General features: G+C 39.1%; 19 protein-coding genes. 16 read left to right on the top strand and 3 right to left on the bottom strand.

The window, feature by feature from the left end; translation table 11 throughout:
* Positions 1 to 43 precede the first annotated feature (43 nt).
* The 4 genes from J4N23_RS07695 (at position 44) to J4N23_RS07710 (ending at position 6,003) form a co-directional block, all read left to right on the top strand.
* The gene (locus J4N23_RS07695) at positions 44 to 2,512 is read left to right on the top strand and encodes a glycoside hydrolase N-terminal domain-containing protein (RefSeq protein WP_207424962.1); all 2,469 of its coding nucleotides are present in this window, start codon (positions 44 to 46) and stop codon (positions 2,510 to 2,512) included.
* 314 nt (positions 2,513 to 2,826) lie between these two features.
* The gene (locus J4N23_RS07700) at positions 2,827 to 4,098 is read left to right on the top strand and encodes an aminotransferase class I/II-fold pyridoxal phosphate-dependent enzyme (RefSeq protein ID WP_207424963.1); all 1,272 of its coding nucleotides are present in this window, start codon (positions 2,827 to 2,829) and stop codon (positions 4,096 to 4,098) included.
* On the top strand, positions 4,088 to 4,735 hold the full coding sequence (locus J4N23_RS07705; protein WP_207424964.1) for a TetR/AcrR family transcriptional regulator: 648 nt from the start codon (positions 4,088 to 4,090) through the stop codon (positions 4,733 to 4,735). The genes J4N23_RS07700 and J4N23_RS07705 overlap by 11 nt, the downstream gene beginning before the upstream one ends.
* A 425-nt stretch (positions 4,736 to 5,160) precedes the next feature.
* Positions 5,161 to 6,003: an RteC domain-containing protein gene (locus tag J4N23_RS07710; RefSeq protein WP_207424965.1), complete on the top strand. Its 843-nt coding sequence runs from the start codon at positions 5,161 to 5,163 to the stop codon at positions 6,001 to 6,003.
* Between the two features lie 531 nt (positions 6,004 to 6,534).
* On the opposite strand, the gene J4N23_RS07715 is transcribed toward J4N23_RS07710, so the two are convergent.
* Positions 6,535 to 7,218 (bottom strand): hypothetical protein, encoded by a 684-nt coding sequence (locus tag J4N23_RS07715; RefSeq protein ID WP_207424966.1) that lies wholly within the window; start codon positions 7,216 to 7,218, stop codon positions 6,535 to 6,537.
* A 230-nt stretch (positions 7,219 to 7,448) separates the two neighbouring features.
* Here J4N23_RS07715 and J4N23_RS07720 point away from each other — a divergent pair, with 230 nt between their 5' ends.
* Both J4N23_RS07720 and J4N23_RS07725 read left to right on the top strand, forming a co-directional pair.
* Entirely contained in the window at positions 7,449 to 8,711 is a 1,263-nt protein-coding gene (locus J4N23_RS07720; protein ID WP_207424967.1) for an AAA family ATPase, read from the top strand.
* A gap of 5 nt (positions 8,712 to 8,716) precedes the next feature.
* Positions 8,717 to 9,472 (top strand): HNH endonuclease, encoded by a 756-nt coding sequence (locus J4N23_RS07725; RefSeq protein WP_207424968.1) that lies wholly within the window; start codon positions 8,717 to 8,719, stop codon positions 9,470 to 9,472.
* Here the strand turns inward: J4N23_RS07725 and J4N23_RS07730 are convergent.
* Both J4N23_RS07730 and J4N23_RS07735 read right to left on the bottom strand, forming a co-directional pair.
* Complete coding sequence (locus J4N23_RS07730) at positions 9,469 to 10,830, bottom strand: hypothetical protein (RefSeq protein WP_207424969.1); 1,362 nt, start codon at positions 10,828 to 10,830, stop codon at positions 9,469 to 9,471. The genes J4N23_RS07725 and J4N23_RS07730 overlap by 4 nt on opposite strands.
* A gap of 191 nt (positions 10,831 to 11,021) precedes the next feature.
* Positions 11,022 to 12,608: a hypothetical protein gene (locus J4N23_RS07735; protein ID WP_207424970.1), complete on the bottom strand. Its 1,587-nt coding sequence runs from the start codon at positions 12,606 to 12,608 to the stop codon at positions 11,022 to 11,024.
* A gap of 329 nt (positions 12,609 to 12,937) precedes the next feature.
* On the opposite strand from J4N23_RS07735, the gene J4N23_RS07740 reads away from it, so the two are divergent.
* The 10 genes from J4N23_RS07740 (at position 12,938) to J4N23_RS07785 (ending at position 19,805) form a co-directional block, all read left to right on the top strand.
* Positions 12,938 to 13,408 carry a JAB domain-containing protein gene (locus J4N23_RS07740; protein ID WP_207424971.1) on the top strand — a complete coding sequence of 157 codons (471 nt, stop codon included), beginning with the start codon at positions 12,938 to 12,940 and terminating at the stop codon, positions 13,406 to 13,408.
* Between the two features lie 126 nt (positions 13,409 to 13,534).
* Positions 13,535 to 14,161: a hypothetical protein gene (locus J4N23_RS07745; RefSeq protein ID WP_207424972.1), complete on the top strand. Its 627-nt coding sequence runs from the start codon at positions 13,535 to 13,537 to the stop codon at positions 14,159 to 14,161.
* Positions 14,162 to 14,165: 4 nt separating this feature from the next.
* Entirely contained in the window at positions 14,166 to 14,792 is a 627-nt protein-coding gene (locus J4N23_RS07750; RefSeq protein WP_207424973.1) for an Abi-alpha family protein, read from the top strand.
* Between the two features lie 417 nt (positions 14,793 to 15,209).
* Positions 15,210 to 16,166 carry a toprim domain-containing protein gene (locus tag J4N23_RS07755; RefSeq protein ID WP_207424974.1) on the top strand — a complete coding sequence of 319 codons (957 nt, stop codon included), beginning with the start codon at positions 15,210 to 15,212 and terminating at the stop codon, positions 16,164 to 16,166.
* A gap of 569 nt (positions 16,167 to 16,735) precedes the next feature.
* On the top strand, positions 16,736 to 17,119 hold the full coding sequence (gene mobC, locus J4N23_RS07760; RefSeq protein WP_207424975.1) for a plasmid mobilization relaxosome protein MobC: 384 nt from the start codon (positions 16,736 to 16,738) through the stop codon (positions 17,117 to 17,119).
* The gene (locus tag J4N23_RS07765) at positions 17,116 to 18,186 is read left to right on the top strand and encodes a relaxase/mobilization nuclease domain-containing protein (protein WP_207424976.1); all 1,071 of its coding nucleotides are present in this window, start codon (positions 17,116 to 17,118) and stop codon (positions 18,184 to 18,186) included. Before mobC ends, J4N23_RS07765 begins: the two co-directional genes overlap by 4 nt.
* Positions 18,187 to 18,198: 12 nt before the next feature.
* Positions 18,199 to 18,828, top strand: a complete 630-nt coding sequence (locus J4N23_RS07770) for a ParA family protein (protein WP_207424977.1) — start codon at positions 18,199 to 18,201, stop codon at positions 18,826 to 18,828.
* Positions 18,821 to 19,135 (top strand): hypothetical protein, encoded by a 315-nt coding sequence (locus J4N23_RS07775; protein ID WP_207424978.1) that lies wholly within the window; start codon positions 18,821 to 18,823, stop codon positions 19,133 to 19,135. The genes J4N23_RS07770 and J4N23_RS07775 overlap by 8 nt, the downstream gene beginning before the upstream one ends.
* Positions 19,132 to 19,458: a hypothetical protein gene (locus J4N23_RS07780; RefSeq protein ID WP_207424979.1), complete on the top strand. Its 327-nt coding sequence runs from the start codon at positions 19,132 to 19,134 to the stop codon at positions 19,456 to 19,458. The genes J4N23_RS07775 and J4N23_RS07780 overlap by 4 nt, the downstream gene beginning before the upstream one ends.
* A 38-nt stretch (positions 19,459 to 19,496) precedes the next feature.
* A complete protein-coding gene (locus J4N23_RS07785; RefSeq protein ID WP_207424980.1) occupies positions 19,497 to 19,805 on the top strand; it encodes a DUF4134 family protein in 309 nt (102 codons plus the stop codon).
* Positions 19,806 to 20,022 lie beyond the last annotated feature (217 nt).

Consider the following 20,022-nt stretch of genomic DNA (forward strand, 5'->3'; position numbering starts at 1 on the left):
AAAACAAACAATGAACATACACACTCACACAATAGATAAAAAAATGGCAAGCTTAAGAATTGGACACTTCTTTTTGTTATTAATCCTCACTGGGCAGGTATTTGCCCAGCCCTCGAAATTATTAACGTTATGGTACAACAAGCCTGCTGAAAATTGGAACGAAGCTCTTCCTATTGGGAATGGAGCACTAGCTGCAATGATATTTGGCGATGTAACTAATGAGCGAATTCAGTTAAATGAAGAAACAATCTGGGCCGGAGAGCCGGGAAACAATGTGCCAGAAAACGTTTATGAACCAATCCAGCAAATAAGGAAATTACTATTCGAAGGGAAGTATAAGGAGGCGCAGGATTTGTCTAACGCGACCTTTCCTCGCCAGGCACCTGCCAACCTTAACCATGGAATGCAATATCAAACCGCAGGCAACCTATATATCCGATCTAGTTATGCTGGTCCGGTCACGAAATACCGTCGTGACCTGGACATTAGCAAAGCAGTAGCCAGCGTAACCTATCAAACAGGAGGTGTCAACTATAAACGTGAATTCATTGCTTCGTTAACCGACCGGGTTATTGCGGTAAGACTCACAGCAGATAAATCGGGAAGTATTTCGTTCGGGTTAGGGATGGATAGCCCCTTCAAAGAATATCAGGTTCAAACTCAAAATGGTAAACTGTTACTTGCAGGTTTAACCTCATCGGTTGAGAATAAGAAAGGCAAAGTTCGCTATCAGGTGCAAATTCGACCTGTTGTGGAGGGAGGTAAAATATCAATCTCCGATACCAGCATACACGTTTCTAATGCAAATTCTGCAACCTTAATTATTTCTATCGGTACTAACTATCGCAGCTATAATGATATAAGCGGGAATGAAGTAGAAAAGGCCGCGATTTACCTGCGTCAGGCGGCGAAAAAGAGCTACGAGAGGCTTAAGTCAGAACATATTTCTGCTTATAAAAAATACTTCGACCGTGTAAGCCTGAATCTTGGTGTGACCGATGCTGTTAATAAACCAACTGATATCAGAATTAAGGAATTTGCTAAAGGGAATGATCCCGCCCTGACTTCTCTTTACTTTCAGTTTGGACGCTATCTATTAATATCCAGCTCGCTTCCAGGAACACACCCGGCAAACCTGCAGGGAAAATGGAACGACAAATTAAGTCCACCATGGGATAGTAAGTATACTGTGAATATAAACACCGAGATGAATTACTGGCCGGCAGAAGTCACAGCCTTGCCAGAATTGCACGAACCCTTGTTTAAAATGCTTAAAGATCTAAGTGTTACAGGTCAGGAAAGCGCCGCTGGCATGTACCATGCACGGGGCTGGAACCTGCATCATAATACAGATCTATGGCGAATAACCGGAGTTGTAGATGGTGGCTTTTATGGCATGTGGCCAATGGGTGGGGCATGGCTTACTCAACACATCTGGCAACATTATTTATTTACAGGCGACAAGAAGTTCTTGGAAGAGTACTATCCCGTATTAAAGGGAGCCGCACTATTTTACGTGGATATATTACAGGAAGATCCCGCGAACAAATGGCTGGTTGTATCTCCGTCTATGTCACCGGAGAACAAATATGAACCTGGAATAGGCATAACTGCCGGCGCCACAATGGATAATCAACTTGTGTTTGATGTCTTCTCTAACGTGATCCGCTCAGCATCAATCCTAAAAAAGGATAATCTATTTGCCGATACACTTTCTGCTCTTATCAAACGCCTGCCTCCCATGCAGATTGGACAGTATGGCCAACTACAGGAATGGTTGCAAGATTGGGATAAACCGACAGACAATCACAGACATGTTTCCCATCTATACGGACTGTTTCCAAGCGCTCAAATATCTCCATCTCGAAATCCCGAACTATTTGAGGCTGCAAAAAATAGTCTAACTTATCGGGGAGACAAATCAACCGGGTGGTCAATGGGTTGGAAAGTTAATTTGTGGGCAAGATTGCTGGATGGAAATCGTGCGTATAAATTAATAGAAGACCAGTTGAATCCAGCTTCAATAGAAAAATCAGGACAGAGTGGGGGAACGTATCCTAATCTCTTTGATGCACATCCTCCTTTCCAGATTGATGGAAATTTTGGTTGCACATCAGGCATCGCAGAAATGCTTTTACAGTCGCACGATGGCGCAATTCATCTTTTACCGGCGATCCCCGATAATTGGCCAAAAGGGAGCATAAAAGGACTTATCGCCCGAGGGGGATTTATGATCGATATGGATTGGAAAGATGGAAAGGTTACTTATCTCAGGATAAAATCCAATTTAGGCGGAAATTGCAGGCTTAAAGTTCACAACGATCTTACTGCTAAAGTAGCCATTTTGCGTCCGGCAAAAGGGGAGAACCCAAACCCGTTTTATCATGTGTCACCTGTTAAACGACCAATTCTGTCAGAGAAAGCGAATTTGAAGGGTATCTCGGTAAATAAAGGAATAGTGTACGATGTAAATACAAAAGCTGGTAGTACCTACGAGTTTTTTAATAGATAGTAACCAAGGTAAATACACTCCGGAACAGATATTATTGGATGCCAAAAATTGTAGATATATGGATAATTTTCGGAAATACTGATAAATCTAATGTAAACACGAAAAAGGTTTATCACACCTTCAGTTACGAGATCGTTCTAGCAGATGCCGCGGCACTAATAAATCTTTTGGATTTAACCGAACTTGAAAAAATCAATTCCTCTTAAAGTTTATCTGGGTGATGGTAGTATTGCTTCTTTTCTTTTTTGCTGTTAAGCTACCACCACCAAGTTACCCTGAATATAATTTGGCTCTTAATTAAATAAAGTTCCGCAATGAAAATTGATTTTGACAAAGCCAGCTTTAGGGATTTTGAGAACATTCCCGGCCTTGGCGTGAATGAGCGTTCTGCTCTGTTTTTAAATTATATTAACAGGCTGAAGGAGCGCGGCCTGTTACATTATCGTTACTTAATATCTAGTCCTTGCTCTCCGGTAGTAGAGCTGGAGCTTCCTGGAAAACCTCCTCGCCCATATGTTAGCCTTGTGTCTAACGACTACCTAGGTTTTACACAGCATCCGAAAGTAAAAAAGGCGGCAATAGCGGGAATCGAGGATTTAGGAACAGGCTCTGGAGCATCGCCAGCCATAGGCGGTAACTTTGCCTTACATGAAGCGTTAGAAAAAAAGATAGCCAGCTTTTTCCGACGAGAAAACGCAATTCTTTACACCACCGGTTATACAGCTAATTCTGCGACACTTCAGTGCTTACTGAAGAAAGAAGACATTGCCATCATTGATGCAGGAGTTCATACCAGTGTAATTGAGGGTTGTCTGCTGACCAACGTAAAAACGTTTCCTCATAACAACCTGGAAGCATTGGAAAGAATCCTTCGTTTGACAAAGGATCAATACCGGACAAAGATGGTTGTAATTGACGGCGTTTATTCTCAGGATGGTGATTTAGCTCCGTTAAAGGAAATTGTTAAACTGGTTAAAGACTATGATGCCCTTTTAATGATGGACGACGCACATGGCACGGGCGTAATAGGTGCGACTGGAAGGGGAGTAATTGAACTGAAAAATCTTTGGGAAGAGGTCGATATTATTTCCGGCACTTTCAGTAAAACTTTCGGGCAAATCGGTGGCTATGTCGTGGGTTCTAAAGAATTAGTTAATTTCTTGAAGTATCAGAGTCGCCAGCATCTTTTCTCAGTAACAGCTACTCCGGCTTCAGCAGGCATTTTAAAAGCGATCGACCTAATTGATGAAGAACCTATTTGGCAACGCATGCTCTGGGAAAATGTAGAATATCTACGATCTGGTCTTTTAGGTTTGGGTTTAGATTTAGGAACCTCAGCCTCGGCCATTTTACCAGTTAAACTAGGAGATAGGGTACTGGCAGGAAAGGTGGCAGGTTTGCTGCTGGATGCAGGAGTATATGCCAATCCTATTATGTATCCGGCAGTTGCTCTTAATGATGCACGTATACGTATGAGTGTTATGGCAACACATTCTCGAGAACAACTTGACCAGGTGTTGAACGCATATGAGTACGCCATAGCTAAACTTAATCTAAAAGCAGTTGAAGTGACTAATGAAGACTAGAAGGAAACGGGACGAGATACTACGAATTGTTATGGAAGCAGTGGAAAGTATCTTGCATGAAAAAGGCTTCTCCGGATTAAGTATAAACCAGATTTCTCTGCGTGCTGGTGTAGCTAAGTCTACAATCTACGACCATTATCAAAGCAGGAATGGTTTGCTCTTGGCTTACATAACGAAAAAGGATTTTTGGTTGCCCACATTTGAGAAACTCAAAGAGGAGAAAAAGCCGGAGGGAAATCAGTTGAAAGAATTCTATATCCGAATGCTCCAGCAGCAACTTGAACACGTTTTTTCGAAAAAGGAGATGCAGCAGTTTGTGCTCTGGCAAATCTCGGAGGAAAATAAACTCATCAAAAGCATTTGTCAAAAGAGGGAAGATGAAGGAGAGAGGTATCTGGAATGGATGAAATCCGCTTTTGAAAATAGTCATGTTAATTTTCGAGCTCTAAATGCTCTCCTGATAGGAGGTATCTACTATTTAGCTTTACATTCCTCCATAAATGCGAGTACTGTTTGTGGGATTTCTCTTAATAAGAAAGAGGACTTTCAGGAAGTCATTAGAATGATTGAAATAATATTAGATAGTATGTGGCCAAAAGAAGGAGAAAAATTAACCGCAATTTCCAATGCTATTTGATTTCAATTGATCAATTAGTAAACATACGTATATTTGAAAACTAATTTAAAAATGAACAAAGTATAGAAGAAAAGACAGATATAAACATATTGACCTCATAAGCGTCACCTTGATTCTCTAAATTGACAAAACTGGTAATTTTAAAATAGAACGAGAAACAATGCGACGCCTGCCAAAGCGCGGGCGTGCAGAGTTATGGTTCTATTTGGGTATACCAGTGCCCGTCGATTTCATAGCCCTAGCTGTAAGTCCTGCGCCTCTATTTAAGCAGGTCAATTCTAAATCTCTACGGAATCCGTCCGAACCTCTAAAAGAGAATTTGCAAACTGAAAATTAGTCTTATCGAATTTAACAAGTGAAGTCTTTGGCTTTGGATACCTATGTCCAGGCGAATTGCTTTGCTTATAAATATTCCTTCACTATCTATGATAACAGAACAATCAGAACATCGCTATAATACCTTAAAAGAAGAACTTGATTTAATTGCGGAAATGGGCATTTCATCCGTGAAACGTTTAAATACATCCCTTACTGCGATTCGATCCGCCCTTAGCGATATAAAAACATTTCTCGCTTCAACGACTTTTGCTGATACGCAGGACGAAATACACTTTTTTAAGCTTATCAAGCCCCGAATAGTTGCCGAACAGATCTACGTTTTAGAATCCTTTACCGCCGAAGCAGAAAAGCCTCGTTGTGATAAAACAAGAATTAATGCTTACTACAAACAAGAGCTACGCATTGTAGACCGTTTCTTTATTCGTCATAAATTCCTTTACCAATATTACCGAGAGGGCTTGACGGAAATGGATAAACTGTTATTTCTTCGTTCTTCGCCAGATCCTGAATTTCTTTACAGAGATGCTATAGACCGCGACCGGGATTTTTCGAGTCCGGCGGATAGTCTCTTCGCTCGTTTTATGGCTTATGAACGTTTGCAGGACTTTCTACTATCTCAACTAGAAAGTTATTCAGATAAGTCTGAAAAGGAGACTAAGTCTTCGGAGCAAGGGCTGGTATGGACAGGAGATTCCATTAATCTTGTTGAAATTGCGTATGGTATCTGGCTTGCCGGTCAGCTAAACCACGGAAATGCAAACATCTCTCAAATTTTCCGCTTCTTGGAACCTACATTTCAAGTAAAATTAGGCAAAGCCCACCGGAGATGGCTGGACATTTCTGAAAGGAAGCGGGATAGTTATACAAAATTCCTGGACCGTATGACGGAGTTGATTAAGCAGCGAGTTGATAAGGAGTTGGAGCTGTAAAAATTAAAATTCAAGTGTTTGATGGAGCAATCAAACACTTCTTTTCAAATGTTATCTAGCTTATATCTTTCTAATTTTTACCGAAAGAAAACTTATGATCAGTTTTTAAAAAAAAGTTTCGATATACTCAGTATATCTTTCAGGTGGAAAGTCAATAGAAATAAAGAATTGAACTAAATTAATCTTAGACTTAATTTATTGTAAATAATCTTAAAGTTTGTCTTTCCACGGTATTTCAAAAGTTCGAAAAAATGTCCTCAATGTAAATCTCAAATGGCTTTATATTATTTTCTAACAAGGGAATAGGTATTCTTTATATCATTAAACTCTGATGTATCTGAACATTTGAGCTTTGTAATTTGGGTGGAAAACTGCAAGTTAATTATATATGGTTACAGTTCTCGGAAGGCCATTATCGACTGTAGGAAGAGATAAAAGGTTTACCCAATTCATTAATAAAGTGCATTTGACTTTTCCTCATTGTCATCCCAAACTTACTTCTAGATTTTTAGGCTATATTCCAGTCCGTACTTAACCGTTGTTTTGAATCGCGCCAATAAGGTTTTGTAATACTATAGTAGTATTTCCAATCTCCTCATCAGACTCATCGAAGTATCCTCTAAATGTGGCATAACATCCAGTACGTTGTATTCTAACTAAGATAGCGTTGAGTTCCTCAGCCTCAATATTCAGCTTTTTCTTAATTTCACTCTTGAAATCCTCCCAATAGCTTGAGGTAAGTTGCAAAGGGTTAAGATCCGTTTGACTAAGAGAAGCATGTTTCTCAAATTCTAATTTAACGGAAAGAATAATAAATTCTCTTTCGGTTAGTTCGTTCAAAATCTGTTCATATTCCTCAAATTCATCTATTTTAATTTCGTCCCTATATAACGATTTCAATATGGCTGCAAATGCTTTAATTTCAACGTCACTTCTGTTTTGATTAACATAGTTAACAGTGGCAAAAAATGCATGTAAATTGTCACTATTTTCTATAATCTCAGGGCTTAGTTTAACCTCCTCGTTGTTTAGTTCGTCGAAAAATGTTCTTAACTTTTTCGTTTTCATTGAGTTAACATATCCACTGAGCACTGTGTCTGCAACTGCGCCAATTGGAAAACCATTTAGAGTAGCAAGTTGAACAAGGGCCTTTAGCAATGGTTGTGATTCGTAACGCTCATGGAGTTTTATGATAGATGTTTCAAGTTCTTCCATTATCAAATTTAGTTCTTTTGAAGACTAACACAAAGTAGTAACTGGTTAGATGTTAGACATGGTAAAAAGTATAGGAAACTTATCAATAACATATTATTATACAATCCCAGCTGGTTCAATCGGTAACAAAAGTTATTGCGACCAATTTTTAAGCCTGTGCTTTCTAAGAGAAGCATTAAAATCGTTTACTATTCCCTTTTCTTTTATCTTTATATTCGTGCAATACAAATATGAGAATAGATAAGATCGGCATACAGAACTTTCGAAATATAGGTGGGATGACTGAATACCGTTTAAATCCCAGCTTCACAGCTATAATTGGGATCAATGGTAAAGGGAAATCATCCATACTTAATGCTCTTAAAATTGCTTCTGGTGCTTACCTTCTTGGTATTCCGGACGCTCCTAAACGCCACATCTATGAGAATGAAATTAGAAGAACAGATCATGGAAGTCATCTTATAAAAAACACTCCAGTAGTTATTCGGGCAGAAGGTGAAATCTATGGACAGCGTTTGAGTAAACCCTGGTGCCGGCAAATACCTGAAGGCAGATATAAGACGACTGCTAACGAAGTAGATATCGGCGAGATTAAAACAATAGCCCAGAACCGTTACACTTCGTATCTTCATGGTAGCCAAGTTGATAACCCTGTGATAGCTTTTTTTGGAACGGAAAGGTTAAATGGATCGGGAAGGAATACCCTTGGTCCATACAATGGTAGGGAGGTTTTCAAATATGGATATTACAACTGGCATGAAATGCAGGCTGGCACTTATAATTACATTAGCTGGTTGCAGAGCCATCGGTTTATGGTCAAGGAGAAACGCGAAAGTGCAGATCTTTACAAGGCATTTTTGCAAGCTATTAAGCGTGCTATACCTTTCATAGAAGACTTAGACTTTGATGGTCAGGAATTAAGACTAAAAGTAAGGATGATTCACGAAGAAGAAGCAGGGCCATATTTGCCCCTAAGTCTGCAAAGTGATGGTGTGAAAACGATGACAGCAATGGTAGCCGAACTAGCATATCGATGCATTATGCTAAATGCTCATCTGAAATCTAATGCAATATGCAACAGCCAGGGAATTGTAATGGTCGATGAATTGGATTTGCACTTGCATCCCAACTGGCAGCGACATGTTGTCGCTGATCTCAAAAGTGCTTTTCCCAAAATTCAATTTGTAGTTACTACGCATTCTCCTTTTATAGTACAGTCATTGCGGAATGACGAACTTATTAACCTGGACGCCATTGGTGACATTAGTCCAAAGGATTTGACGCTTGATGAGGTCTCCACACATGTGATGCGAGTTGAAAGCGAATATTCTGTAGAAAATGAAGATAAATACAACAGTTCTAGAGATGTTCTAAAGAAATTAAAGGATCCGAAAGTAAGCGTTCGCGAAATTGATGAAGAAATAAAAGAGATATCAGATCCGGCGTTAAGAGCTTTTCTGGAATTGAATAAGATGGCGAAGGGTAATAAATAAATAATATGCGACCGATAGAGAAGGGGAAGTGCCCGCAAATAGCAGGCACAGATAAAGTTGTTACAGAATATGGACAATGGAGATCTGACCTGTGTGATCGTATTGGTGAATATTGTGTTTATTGTAACATGCCAATAAATCATGCTCTTCAGGTTGAGCATGTAGTACCAAAGGTTCCTGTTTCCGGAGCTCCCGCCGGGGCTAAGTTAGCTTGGGATAATATGGTACTGGCATGCGGACCATGCAACCGAGCCAAATCAAATAAGACAAGTAATATTTCCCTTCATTATCTTCCAGAAAGTCATAATACACATCTTCCTTTTGCTGCGATTGCACATTCTACAATCCCTAAGGCGTGTATCATTGCTCCTGCAATTGGCTTAAAAAGAAATCAGCTGACAAAAGCAAAAAGAACGATAAAATTGTTGAATTTACATGTTGTGGATGAACGAGATAAGATTGTCGATTTGCGGTGGAAAAAGCGTGCTGAGGCACAGCTATTAGTGAATAGTTTGTATGATATGTTGCAATCTACCAAAGTTCTTGCTGGATTTGATGAAGATAAGTTTGCTAAAAATATTGCTTTGGTAGCGAAAGGATGCGGTTTTTTTAGTCTTTGGTATACAGCTTTTGAGAATGAACCAAAAGTAATGGAGAAACTTACTGATAATACCATAATCCCCGGAACAGCATTAAGTTGTTTTGACAAAACAAATGGTTTTAAACCGCTTCCGAGAAACACAGGGACTGATCCAATTTAACTATAGAGAAGACTGTTAGATGAATTCAGGTCGCTATTAGGAAGAGAGGTTAATTTGTAAACTTCATTCTCATTCTTTTCATCCTCGATTAATTTTACAAAAGCATCTTCCACATCATCCAAAAACTTCGCTACCTTCAAATGCCCGTCATATCCATTATCCAATTCCTGCAACTTCTCAAAGGGAATATAAACAGATAAATAAAAACCAAGAGAAAGCGTTAAATACTTTCTTTGAGATTGCTTGAAATTAGACTCCCATTTTGCCTGTCCTCGCCAATCCTTGTTCAAATGTTCATCCATAAATTTCTCAAATTCAAGCCATTCCTCTCGCTTGTGCCAACCTGAAATATCTTTAAAATTTTCTAAAGTATGCGTTTCTTTCCCTGGGTGCAGCTCAGAATCAGAAGCAGTTACACCACCTATAAATCTATTAAAATGACACAGCTTATATTCTCGGACAACGGAAAGCGAAAATTTCTCGTCAGCCACTTCGAGTTCTGTCTTATACTTCCAATGCATTTTGTTAGAATATACATGCCAGCCTTGAGTTTTAGTATTCCCAGGCCAAATTTGAATTACAAGATCAGTTTTTGAAAAGTAAGGGATAATTTCGGTTGCCCAAGGCTTATTCAACCTCATTGCGGTACGATCATACGTCCTAAGCAAATTCTCCCCATTTCTAGTAGAACCCATTGCATAGAATAGCCTCTCGTAAATCCCTTTGCTTTCCGCTGTAAGAAATTTCAACGGCGTAGTTGGAATCCAAGAAGAGTATTTATCGTGCAGTAAATCAATAAAGTCATCTAGGAAAATTGAACTCCTACTGGTCATTGAATTAAAATTCTTCGTCTGAAATAATAATGCAGCGAGCTCCGCCCAGCTAATTCCTCTGTAAATTGGCTGAATAGCATTCTCGATGAAAATACAGGTTTGCTGATGCAACTGCTTTCGACAGTCTTCGGGAGTCCTTTTTATTTCGAAAATGATTAGAATATCGTTAATTTGGATAGTTAAGTCAGTAATGTTCTTTTTAGCTAATTTTGGAGCTAATTGAAAGGACTTATCAAAAGGAAGCGCAACTTCAGTAAGAGCAATCGCATACAATTTTCGACATTGCTCTACCAAACCTTCAGTGTTTTGCTGGATATCCACTTTAAAACTTCGTTCGTTGGGACCCGTATTAACAATAAAATCCAAATCTTCCCTTTCAAGATACTTCTCCAGAAACCGATACATCAATAAATTATCGTGAGTCAGGCAAAGTGCTAATGCTCTTGTCAGGTTGTTCTCTAAAATCGTGTTGTCTTCACTTTGATGATAATGGCGGAAAAGTTTCAGGTGTTTATCTAAACTCATAAAGAAAATTTAGGCTAAGATAATTGTTCGTTCAAGTTTTCCTTTTTTGAGTCTCTTAATCATGTTGGATTTTATCACAAAGTAACTTCTGCCGTTTTATCCCAAGAGATTTTCTATTTTAACACACTGTATTCGATGATGTTAGCATTTTCCCAAGATGGGAAGACATTCTGTTCGGCCATATGTAGTAATTACTTACTGGCTGTGAAAAAATCGAGGGACATTGGCATATTAATAGCTGAATAAATTCCTTTGGTTTCATTATATCCAATTGGATTCTGTTCAATCAGGAACTGCAGACTTTGCTTAAGTTCTGGAATAAATAAGTCTTCGATCATTGTAATAAATTTACCGGATGTCTCATATGCCTTTTTTACTGCGGCGAAGTCCGGCTGATGAAATGTTTTAATTATTGAATCAATCGCTGGCCTATTTTTTTCTAAAGGATGTAATGGATAATCTCTGTCATAGTATATTTCTCCAATCCTGTTATGGATAGCATCTTCTTCATAATGCACATACTTGTTCCTCAAAGTCATTAACTCCTTAGTCTCCCTGTAGATATTACTGCCCATATCTATGTCTTCTGTCAATATTAGTGAGTAAAATCTTAGATTTTTAACTCGTTGGGCGAATTCTAGTTTTAAAAATCGAGATAATACATCGGGATATAGTTTTAATTCCGGTGTACTGCCAATTCGGATTACTAAGTTTAAATAAGACTCTACCTTAAATGCAGCATGAAGAACCATGGATTTCGCAAGTGTATGGTAGCGAACACTATTAGCGGAAAATGCTTCCAACGCTGATGAATACTTACTCATATCGGCTTGCTCACTTACGTGGGTAGCTGGCGCCTCTGGAACCGTCAAATCAATTTCCTCAATTTCTTTCCAAAGCGTCTCCACGCAACGACTATAGCTTTGATAATGGTTGATATAAATCGTATGCTTTTCAAATGTTTTTATCTTCGCTTCAATCTCTTTTATATTACGCTCGATATTGTCTTTGAAAAATAGTTCAACGTCAAACTCCCCGTCAAAGTAATATTGGACTTCAATAATAAACGGTGTTCTCCAGATGTGAATAAAGCCTTTTTTACATTCTAGTACAAAATCCCACCATATCGTATTATCCAATGGTTTTTTAACTTTCAAAAGATCAAAGAAACCGTTCGGCTGCTGGGAAACTTTCAGTGTCAGTAATGCATAAAGTTTGACAACATCCAAGTTCAAGGGTGATATCCCAATCACTTTAAACTTTTTGACGTTAGCAATATTACTTCGATACTTTGTTGGATGATCTCGCCAATTATTGATGTCTTGATAATTTTCGTCGTTAGAGATAAAATGAGGACAACTCTTATTAGTAATTTCTGATCCATGAAAGACTAGGTTCCTAAGCCCCATGCGCACTTCGTACAAATCCAAACCATGGTTCCTTTGCTCCTTGATCTTTTTGTCGTAGTAATAAACAGCAAGGAAAAATTTATCCACAATAAGTGCCATCCACGTATAGACTTGCATCGAAGATGTGTTTTGAAAATCCTCAATGAAGCTGATTTCTGGAAGACTAAAATCATGAGGGATGATGTTATTAGCTTCTATAATATTAGCAATACGTTCATTTACTGGATTAGCACTAATCTGGAAAACTGTGCCAGGAACAACCTCAAATTGATGAAGATTTTCTCTGCCTAATTCTTTTTTCTCATTGTAAGTCCAAGAGGTTGGAATCATTATACTAAATATACTTTCAGGATCTTTAAATAATTTCATAGCATGAGTGGTACTTGTGTTCTTTATCCTAATGCTTTTTACCGGGACAGAAATATACAATTTTTGCGAAGATCACGTCCGCTTAGCCTGTAAAATATAAGGCATTTTAAGACCCTAATTTCACGTAGACCCAAGGGTTTCTCTCATTAATTCTACACTAATTTAGCTTCCAGTACTCACACGGTTACGCTACGCCAAGGTAGTATTCAAAAAATGGGTATCCCTTCGGGAGCCTCCGCATTTTTCGAATCTCCACCTTGACCTTAGTGAGACCTGAAAGCTCAGCGATGCACATAATTAATTCATTTCAAACTTTAAAGAATCCAATTATGAAAAAGCATCAAGTAACAAACGAATTATTCCAGGTAGCAGAAGTAAGAATATCCTACTGCCCACGGATAAAAGCTAAAGATAGACTACAAGTCAATAGCTCTAACGAGTGCATGAACATCTTTAGAAAAGCTTGGGATCAAGACTTAATTGAATACCAGGAAGAGTTTAAAGCTATGTTTCTAAATCGTGGAAACAGAGTAATCGGAATTTATTCAGTATCAAAAGGAGGTACAGCAGGAACTGTTGCTGACCCAAAACTTATCTTTGCAGCGGCTTTAAAAGCTAGCGCCAGCTCTATAATCTTATGCCATAATCACCCGTCAGGAAATCTTAAGCCGTCTCAAGCGGATATCAATCTCACGAGGAAATTAAAGGATGGAGCTAACCTATTAGAAATATCAGTTCTTGACCATATAATCTTGACCATGTTTGATTATTTTTCATTTGCTGATGAAGGGCTACTATAAGCCCTATTTTTGATCGATTTTTTGAAATTTCTGAGATTTTAGAACTTGGGTATAGTAAAATAAGACACATGCTGAGATGTGTAAATTCTTTACATTTAAGGGTAATTTAAATAATAATTTTTGACGATGCAGCCGATATTTTCAAGAAATGAAGATTATAATAAAATAGCTTTTCTTAACTGGCGAATTGAGCAATACAGCGATATTTTAAATATGGTAAATATTGCTGATGGCTTTATGAAATCAGCTATCGAGCTTTCAAATTTCGCATTAACAAATAACAGAGAAAAAGTCGCTGATATTCTTATTTTTCCTATTTTAACTAATGCAAATCACAGTATCGAGTTGTATTTAAAGGCGATAATGTGGATGTTAAACAAAAAGATGGGAGAGGAATTAAAGATAGAGGGAAAGCATAACATTCGTCAAATTTACGCAACAGTCCGGTCAAAAATCAAGTCTTATGGTGGAGGTCTTTCTTTAAAGGATTTTACTGAAAGCACACTTGGACTATCCCTATATATTGAGGAACTATTTGAAAAGACAAATGCAACCCCAAAAGAAGATAAAATGGACTTTTCAAGGTATCCTTTCAGTGAAAAATACGTAAATCATTTTTATGTTGATGAGATCGGAAATGTAGAAGTTGATCTGGAAAATTTTATTAGTCGTTTCACTGAGATACATCAAAGCTTGGACCGAATTTCTGAATACCTTTATTATATAGAATTAAATCAAGAACAAGATTTTTAAACGAATGGAGATTAAAGTTAAAGCACTTGATACGTTAGCTGAAGGGGCTAAGTATTTTCTTCAAAAAGTCATCACGCCTCCTATTGAAAAACTGGGATTATTATTAACTGATAACGTCAAGCTATGGCGATTCAAAAATCAAGTAAAAATATTGGCAGCAGCGGAGCAACACTTGAAAAAACATGGAGTTCGAACAAGAAAAGTTGCATTAAAAATCCTCACGCCAATGCTTGAGGAGTCGTCAATTGAAGAAGATGAATCTTTGCAGGACAAATGGGCGGCGTTAATTGCAAACACTGTATCAGAAGATAGTAAAATAAATACAACGCTTTTTACTCATATCCTTAGTCAGCTTACAAGGTTAGAAGCAGAGGTGTTTGAGCTTATATTTGACGAATGCTGCACTTACAAAAATTCTGATGGAGGCATAATTATCGAACAGAATACCTCTAATTTTAGAGCATTACAAATTAAGAGTTTTGCCCCTGCTATAAACAATTGTGATATAATTATCGATAATTTACTTCGCTTAAGACTTATTCAGGAAGTTAAAACGTACAGTTTAACCATAAACACTATTACTGTATCAGCTCTTGGAAGGGATTTTTTGTTGGCTTGTCGTTATGACTAGTTTGATTATTCAATGCTGGCAAGTCATGAGCTAGCTTCATAATAATTCAAAACCTACCAGTATCACCTCGACTGTAATAGACGGAAGTCTAAATAATCTTTCAAAATTATTTAAGGTATCACCCCTCAATCCACCCCCAATTCCCATTTTCTTACCATCAACTTTGTCCCATCAGCCGGGGCAAGCCCGGAGTTCTTTGACTTCGAGGGATGAAGCATTTTCGGTGAGGAGCCGGAAATTACAGTGCAGTCAGCGCAGCAGGAGTACCTACAAGTAGGTGTTCTTCCCGCAGTTGATGAACCATAGGCAGCCAGTTTTGGCGGGTATGTAGATACCTACGTGGGTAATCCCGGTTGGGAGAGGGGGCGCAAGCCCCTTTTCTGTTTTTATAGGGCAGCGTCCCGCTACATCGATCCTATGAAAAATATTAGTGCAGCTGAAATCAGGGACGAGGTCTCCCTGGTCGATCTATTAACACGTCTTGGCTACGAGCCGAAGCGACATTACGGAAAGGAACTTTTGTATATCTCAATGCTCCGTGAGTGCGATACTTCTCCTTCCTTCTGTGTAAATGGAGAGTTAAATGTCTGGTTCGATCACGGCACAGGTAAGGGAGGGAACATTATTGATTTCGGTCTCGCTTACTGGCCCCGTTTAACCTTTCCTGAAGTTCTGCAAAAGATCGCTGAAGTATGTGCGGCGGATATGATTGCCACCGAACCACTTCGTCCGAAACTGGAGAAACCCAGACTAGCTGTAAAATTGCCTAATTATAAGATTGAACATATTGGCGAGCTTCCGTTCGATGGTCCAATTGCGTCTTACCTAAAGGCGCGGGGAATCTTTGAGGAAGGCAAAGGGTGTTTGCGCGAGATCTTTTATTATGTAGAAGATGAGAAAAAGTTCCGCAAGCATTTCCAGGCTGCTGGTTGGCAAAATGAGAACGGGGGATGGGAAGTTAGGACCAAGCATTTCAAGGGTTGTCTGGGCCGAAAGGGATTAACCGTTATTGAAAGAGATAAAAATAAACTTTCTGTATTTGAAGGGTTTATGGATTACTTGAGTTGGAAGAAAGACAGCCCGGAAGAGAAGGACAGTACGATTATTTTAAACGGAGTCGGGTTTCTCGACGCTGCCATAAAACGGGCTAGAACTTACAAACTTATCAACTTATACTTCGATCTTGACAAAGCAGGAAGAGCCGCAAACAAGGCTTTTACGGAAGCTCATCCAAATGCCGTTGATCGATCTTCGGCTTACATTGGCTACCATGACTATAATGAGAAACACATCGCCGAGGAAAAACAGAAGCAGCAGCTTTTGCAGGAACCTCCAGGTTTTTTCGAGAGGATCAAAGTTCCTTTTCGTCGTTAGCTGGTATATCCTGATATCGAAGCATCTGGTTATCCCGCTGTGAACTTATCTATATCGAAATATATCTAAGAACTTACTTATCCAGATTGATAACTTCTACCTGTCCAGATAGTGAGATAAGTTCTATCCAGATATATAATCATCAGGATATACGGATTAACCGATATCGGGATTTATAAATAGATGCTATCTGAATATTGAACTATCTGGATAATGGGATCATTTTAAATCCGGATGTTTAGAAATACATCAGCATATATATATTCAAATCAATGGATATACAGCTTTTTAGATATTAATTTATTTAGATCAGAAGATATCGGAATATAAGTTTCCGGGAAGATCTCATCAATATGCTCTGAAATACTCTTAAGCTTTAATTCTTCTTTTGCAAAGGAAGGTTCGAGGTTTGTAGAAAGGCTTGAATCGACAGCTTTACTAATAGCTTCGTTTTTGTTTTTGTAACTGCAAGTTGTGCTTTTGTGGCCACAAAAACTTGCCCTTTAGCAGGGGGGACAAAAGTTGCAACTCCTTTTGTCTTGAAGAGCTGAATTTTCAAATCAATGATCATGGCAGAAAAGAAACAATTGCGAGACAGGGTTATAAAAGTCCGGTTGAATGAGCAAGAGTTTCAGGCCTTGCTTGCATTGGAGAAAGAGCTTGGGATTAACAGGACCGATCTCATTCGAAAGAGATTGTTTCACAACACCAATGCTGTCTTTATAAACGCGAAGGAACTACTACGACTTCTTCACTTGCTTGGAGGTGAGATCGGAAGAGTAGGAAACAATATAAATCAGTTAGCAAAGCATGCCAATGTAATGAGTAAAATGGGCGTCTTATCAGATGAAATAATAAAGGATTTCGAGGAGCTTTTTGGCAATTATATCAAACTGCAAGGCGAGTTAGATCGGTTACTGCGTCAACTGCTTCGTGTATTAAACACGCGATGATTGTTAAAATTCTTGGAAGCTCTGCTGATTTCAGCGGTGTAAAATACAACACCCGAAAGATTGAAAGAGACAAAGGTGAGCTGATTAAAGCAGTAAATTTTGGTCCATTAGAGGGAATGGCTAACCTGCGTCCACAAGACTACATTAACTATTTCCGTTCCATTGCTTCTCTTAATACACGGGTCAGGTCTCCCCAGTTTCACGCCGTTATATCCTGTAAAGGCAGGACGAACTCAAGGGAAGAACTTGCCGAAATTGCAGATAAATGGCTAAAGGGAATGGGCTATGGAGAGAACCCTTATATGCTTATTTTTCATAAAGACACCGCCAATAATCATATTCATATGGTTTCAACCCGTGTTGGTCTCGATGGAAAGAAAGTCTCAGACTCGCATGAAAGACTGAAAGCCTATAGAGTGCTCGGTGAAATCAATGGTACCGATCTGAAAACGAAAGTGGAAAAAGATATAGCAGAGTCGCTTAGTTATCACTTTTCTACGCTTGCCCAGTGGAAGCTGATTTTGGAAGGCAAAGGGTATTCAATACAGGCGGAAAAAGATCATTTCAAGGTTTTCAGGTCAGCAGGAGAAGAGGGTCAGGTAAAGCTTTCTCAGGTGAATCAGCGGATTGCAGAACGAGAAAAGGATACGGGAAGAATAATGCAAATCCGGGCACTTATTCATAAGTATCAGGATCGTTTTGATAATCCAAACGCGTTAGCGGAATTTATATCTACCCGATTTTTTCTCGAAACGATTTTTCATGGCACTCCAGCTTATGGATATACCATCATTGATCATAAGGGGAAACAGGTATTCAAAGGAAGCGAGATTGTGTCTCTTGCTGAATTTACTGATTCTCCCTCTGCAGCAAAAAATGTCTCAAACCCGGAACAATTACCAACTGATACCTGGCCAATTGAGGCAGAATCCCCTCTGCTTGAAAATAGGAATGGAGAGATTACCAGAATCCCATTGTACTCTGGATTAAATATCTCGATCGACCAGGACGATGAAGCTTTGAATGCAAAAAGAAGAAGGGGCAAGCTAGGAAGGAATAGACTTTAGATAATATTTAACATGATCATTTTACTTGGAAACCAGAAGGGCGGGGCAGGTAAAAGTACGCTATGCTTGCTTTTAGCCAATTACCTCACGCAAAGAAGGCAAAGACATGTAATTGTCGTAGATATGGATTATCAGCAATCTTTAATGTCGAAAGCGGAAAAAGCAAAGATCCTGTCCGGAGACCCTCCTTATGAAGTACTTCCAGCTTCTTTAAGCCAGTTCGCCTCAATTAAACCGGTATTAGAAAAATCAGGTGACAGAGTTGTTTTAATTGACCTTCCCGGGCTAATTAACGATAATGGACTTATACCCGTCTTCAATTCTACCAGGCTGGTACTATCTCCATTTTCTTACGATGCCTTTTCAGTTGATTCTACTGTCCTCTTTGCTATGGTATTCAGGAAGATAAACCCGAAAGCGCAACTCCTTTTTATCCCCAACAGGATAAAGAATACAGTGAAATATGAAACCCGTACTGAAGTCGATAGAGTACTTTCCAAATTTGGACACGTTTGTCCTGGTATATCTGATAGAATAGATTTCCAACGCATCAGTACAGTAAATACTCCGGAGATTCTTTATCCTGTCGTTAACCCCATCCTTGACTTGATCTACGAATCTTATATCCTCAAATATGAATGAAATAAAAAGCCTTGCAGACGAGCTACGGGAGAGTATGCGCGGAAACGGGAAGGGCAAAAAAAAGACGACCGCCGGGCTCAACCCCGATCTGGAAAGGCTGCTCGGTCAAATCCAGGAACATCCATTAGAGGGGAATGAGAAGGTGCTGGTACGGCTGAATGACAAAAGCCTCTTCATGATGCGGCAGTTGAAAACCTTGCGAGGAATCGATTTGAACCGTTTCATCTCGTTTTGCCTTGACCGCTACTTCAGCGACAATCCCGAATTAGGCACATACATCAAAGAATCTTTAAATAAAAAACTATGAACTGGAACGAATTTTTAATTGGTGTTACCGGCACTTATCTCCTGTATTATTCCGCCAACTTTGGATGGGATATCATCCGACAGCAACGACCGGGAAGGGGGGATCTTGACGAGGATTTGCTTTTTATTGCAGACACGTCCGAACCTATATTAGTTGAACTAAGCCCCCCGGTTCCGAACAGTCCTGACCTTTCACTTGATATCACCGATACAGAAGTCCTGCCAAATTTGGAAGTGCAATCACCTGCAGGAGTTGACCTGCAAGAACTTTACTCACTATTACATGCAGGAATGATCGAGGAAACGCGATCAATTCCTTACTAGTCAATAATCAACCCTTCATTTACCAAACACTTTTTATTATGAAAAACTGCTTCTCAAAACGGGCGCTTTTGCCTGTACTGGCTATTTTATTATCTGCCAACACCTTTGCACAGGGAGGAAGTACCGGCATTAATGCTGCTTCTTCTGAACTGTCATCCTACGTTGATCCTCTCTCTGATCTGATATTAATCATAGGTGGAGTTGTGGGTCTTGTGGGTGGTGTAATCGTCTTTGTTAAATGGAACTCCGGTGATCAGAACATTAACAAGGAGATCATGTCATGGGGTGGAAGCTGCCTGTTTCTGGCACTGGTCTCCCAAATCATTAAAGCATTTTTTGGAGTATGATCCATCACTATCCTTTATATAAGGGGCTTAGTCAGCCCCTTGTATATCGGGGATTAAAAGGAAAGTTCATTTATTGGGCTATAGCTTCTCTTGCTATAGCCCTTGTTTTTGGGTGTCTGGTTGCTTCAATGGTAAATGTATATCTGGGCTGCTTTCTAATCCTCACATTATTTGCTCTCGGGCTTACCTTAACATTCCTTCAACAGAAAAGAGGTCT

The sequence above is a fragment of the Pedobacter sp. SYSU D00535 genome (genome assembly GCF_017355855.1).
In the GTDB taxonomy this organism is placed as follows: domain Bacteria; phylum Bacteroidota; class Bacteroidia; order Sphingobacteriales; family Sphingobacteriaceae; genus Desertivirga.

Coding starts and splice junctions, on each gene's coding strand:
- J4N23_RS07695 (WP_207424962.1), top strand. CDS start 44: ATGGCAAGCTTAAGAATTGGACACTTCTTTTTGTTATTAATCCTCACT.
- J4N23_RS07700 (WP_207424963.1), top strand. CDS start 2,827: ATGAAAATTGATTTTGACAAAGCCAGCTTTAGGGATTTTGAGAACATT.
- J4N23_RS07705 (WP_207424964.1), top strand. CDS start 4,088: ATGAAGACTAGAAGGAAACGGGACGAGATACTACGAATTGTTATGGAA.
- J4N23_RS07710 (WP_207424965.1), top strand. CDS start 5,161: ATGATAACAGAACAATCAGAACATCGCTATAATACCTTAAAAGAAGAA.
- J4N23_RS07715 (WP_207424966.1), bottom strand. CDS start 7,218: ATGGAAGAACTTGAAACATCTATCATAAAACTCCATGAGCGTTACGAA.
- J4N23_RS07720 (WP_207424967.1), top strand. CDS start 7,449: ATGAGAATAGATAAGATCGGCATACAGAACTTTCGAAATATAGGTGGG.
- J4N23_RS07725 (WP_207424968.1), top strand. CDS start 8,717: ATGCGACCGATAGAGAAGGGGAAGTGCCCGCAAATAGCAGGCACAGAT.
- J4N23_RS07730 (WP_207424969.1), bottom strand. CDS start 10,830: ATGAGTTTAGATAAACACCTGAAACTTTTCCGCCATTATCATCAAAGT.
- J4N23_RS07735 (WP_207424970.1), bottom strand. CDS start 12,608: ATGAAATTATTTAAAGATCCTGAAAGTATATTTAGTATAATGATTCCA.
- J4N23_RS07740 (WP_207424971.1), top strand. CDS start 12,938: ATGAAAAAGCATCAAGTAACAAACGAATTATTCCAGGTAGCAGAAGTA.
- J4N23_RS07745 (WP_207424972.1), top strand. CDS start 13,535: ATGCAGCCGATATTTTCAAGAAATGAAGATTATAATAAAATAGCTTTT.
- J4N23_RS07750 (WP_207424973.1), top strand. CDS start 14,166: ATGGAGATTAAAGTTAAAGCACTTGATACGTTAGCTGAAGGGGCTAAG.
- J4N23_RS07755 (WP_207424974.1), top strand. CDS start 15,210: ATGAAAAATATTAGTGCAGCTGAAATCAGGGACGAGGTCTCCCTGGTC.
- mobC (WP_207424975.1), top strand. CDS start 16,736: ATGGCAGAAAAGAAACAATTGCGAGACAGGGTTATAAAAGTCCGGTTG.
- J4N23_RS07765 (WP_207424976.1), top strand. CDS start 17,116: ATGATTGTTAAAATTCTTGGAAGCTCTGCTGATTTCAGCGGTGTAAAA.
- J4N23_RS07770 (WP_207424977.1), top strand. CDS start 18,199: ATGATCATTTTACTTGGAAACCAGAAGGGCGGGGCAGGTAAAAGTACG.
- J4N23_RS07775 (WP_207424978.1), top strand. CDS start 18,821: ATGAATGAAATAAAAAGCCTTGCAGACGAGCTACGGGAGAGTATGCGC.
- J4N23_RS07780 (WP_207424979.1), top strand. CDS start 19,132: ATGAACTGGAACGAATTTTTAATTGGTGTTACCGGCACTTATCTCCTG.
- J4N23_RS07785 (WP_207424980.1), top strand. CDS start 19,497: ATGAAAAACTGCTTCTCAAAACGGGCGCTTTTGCCTGTACTGGCTATT.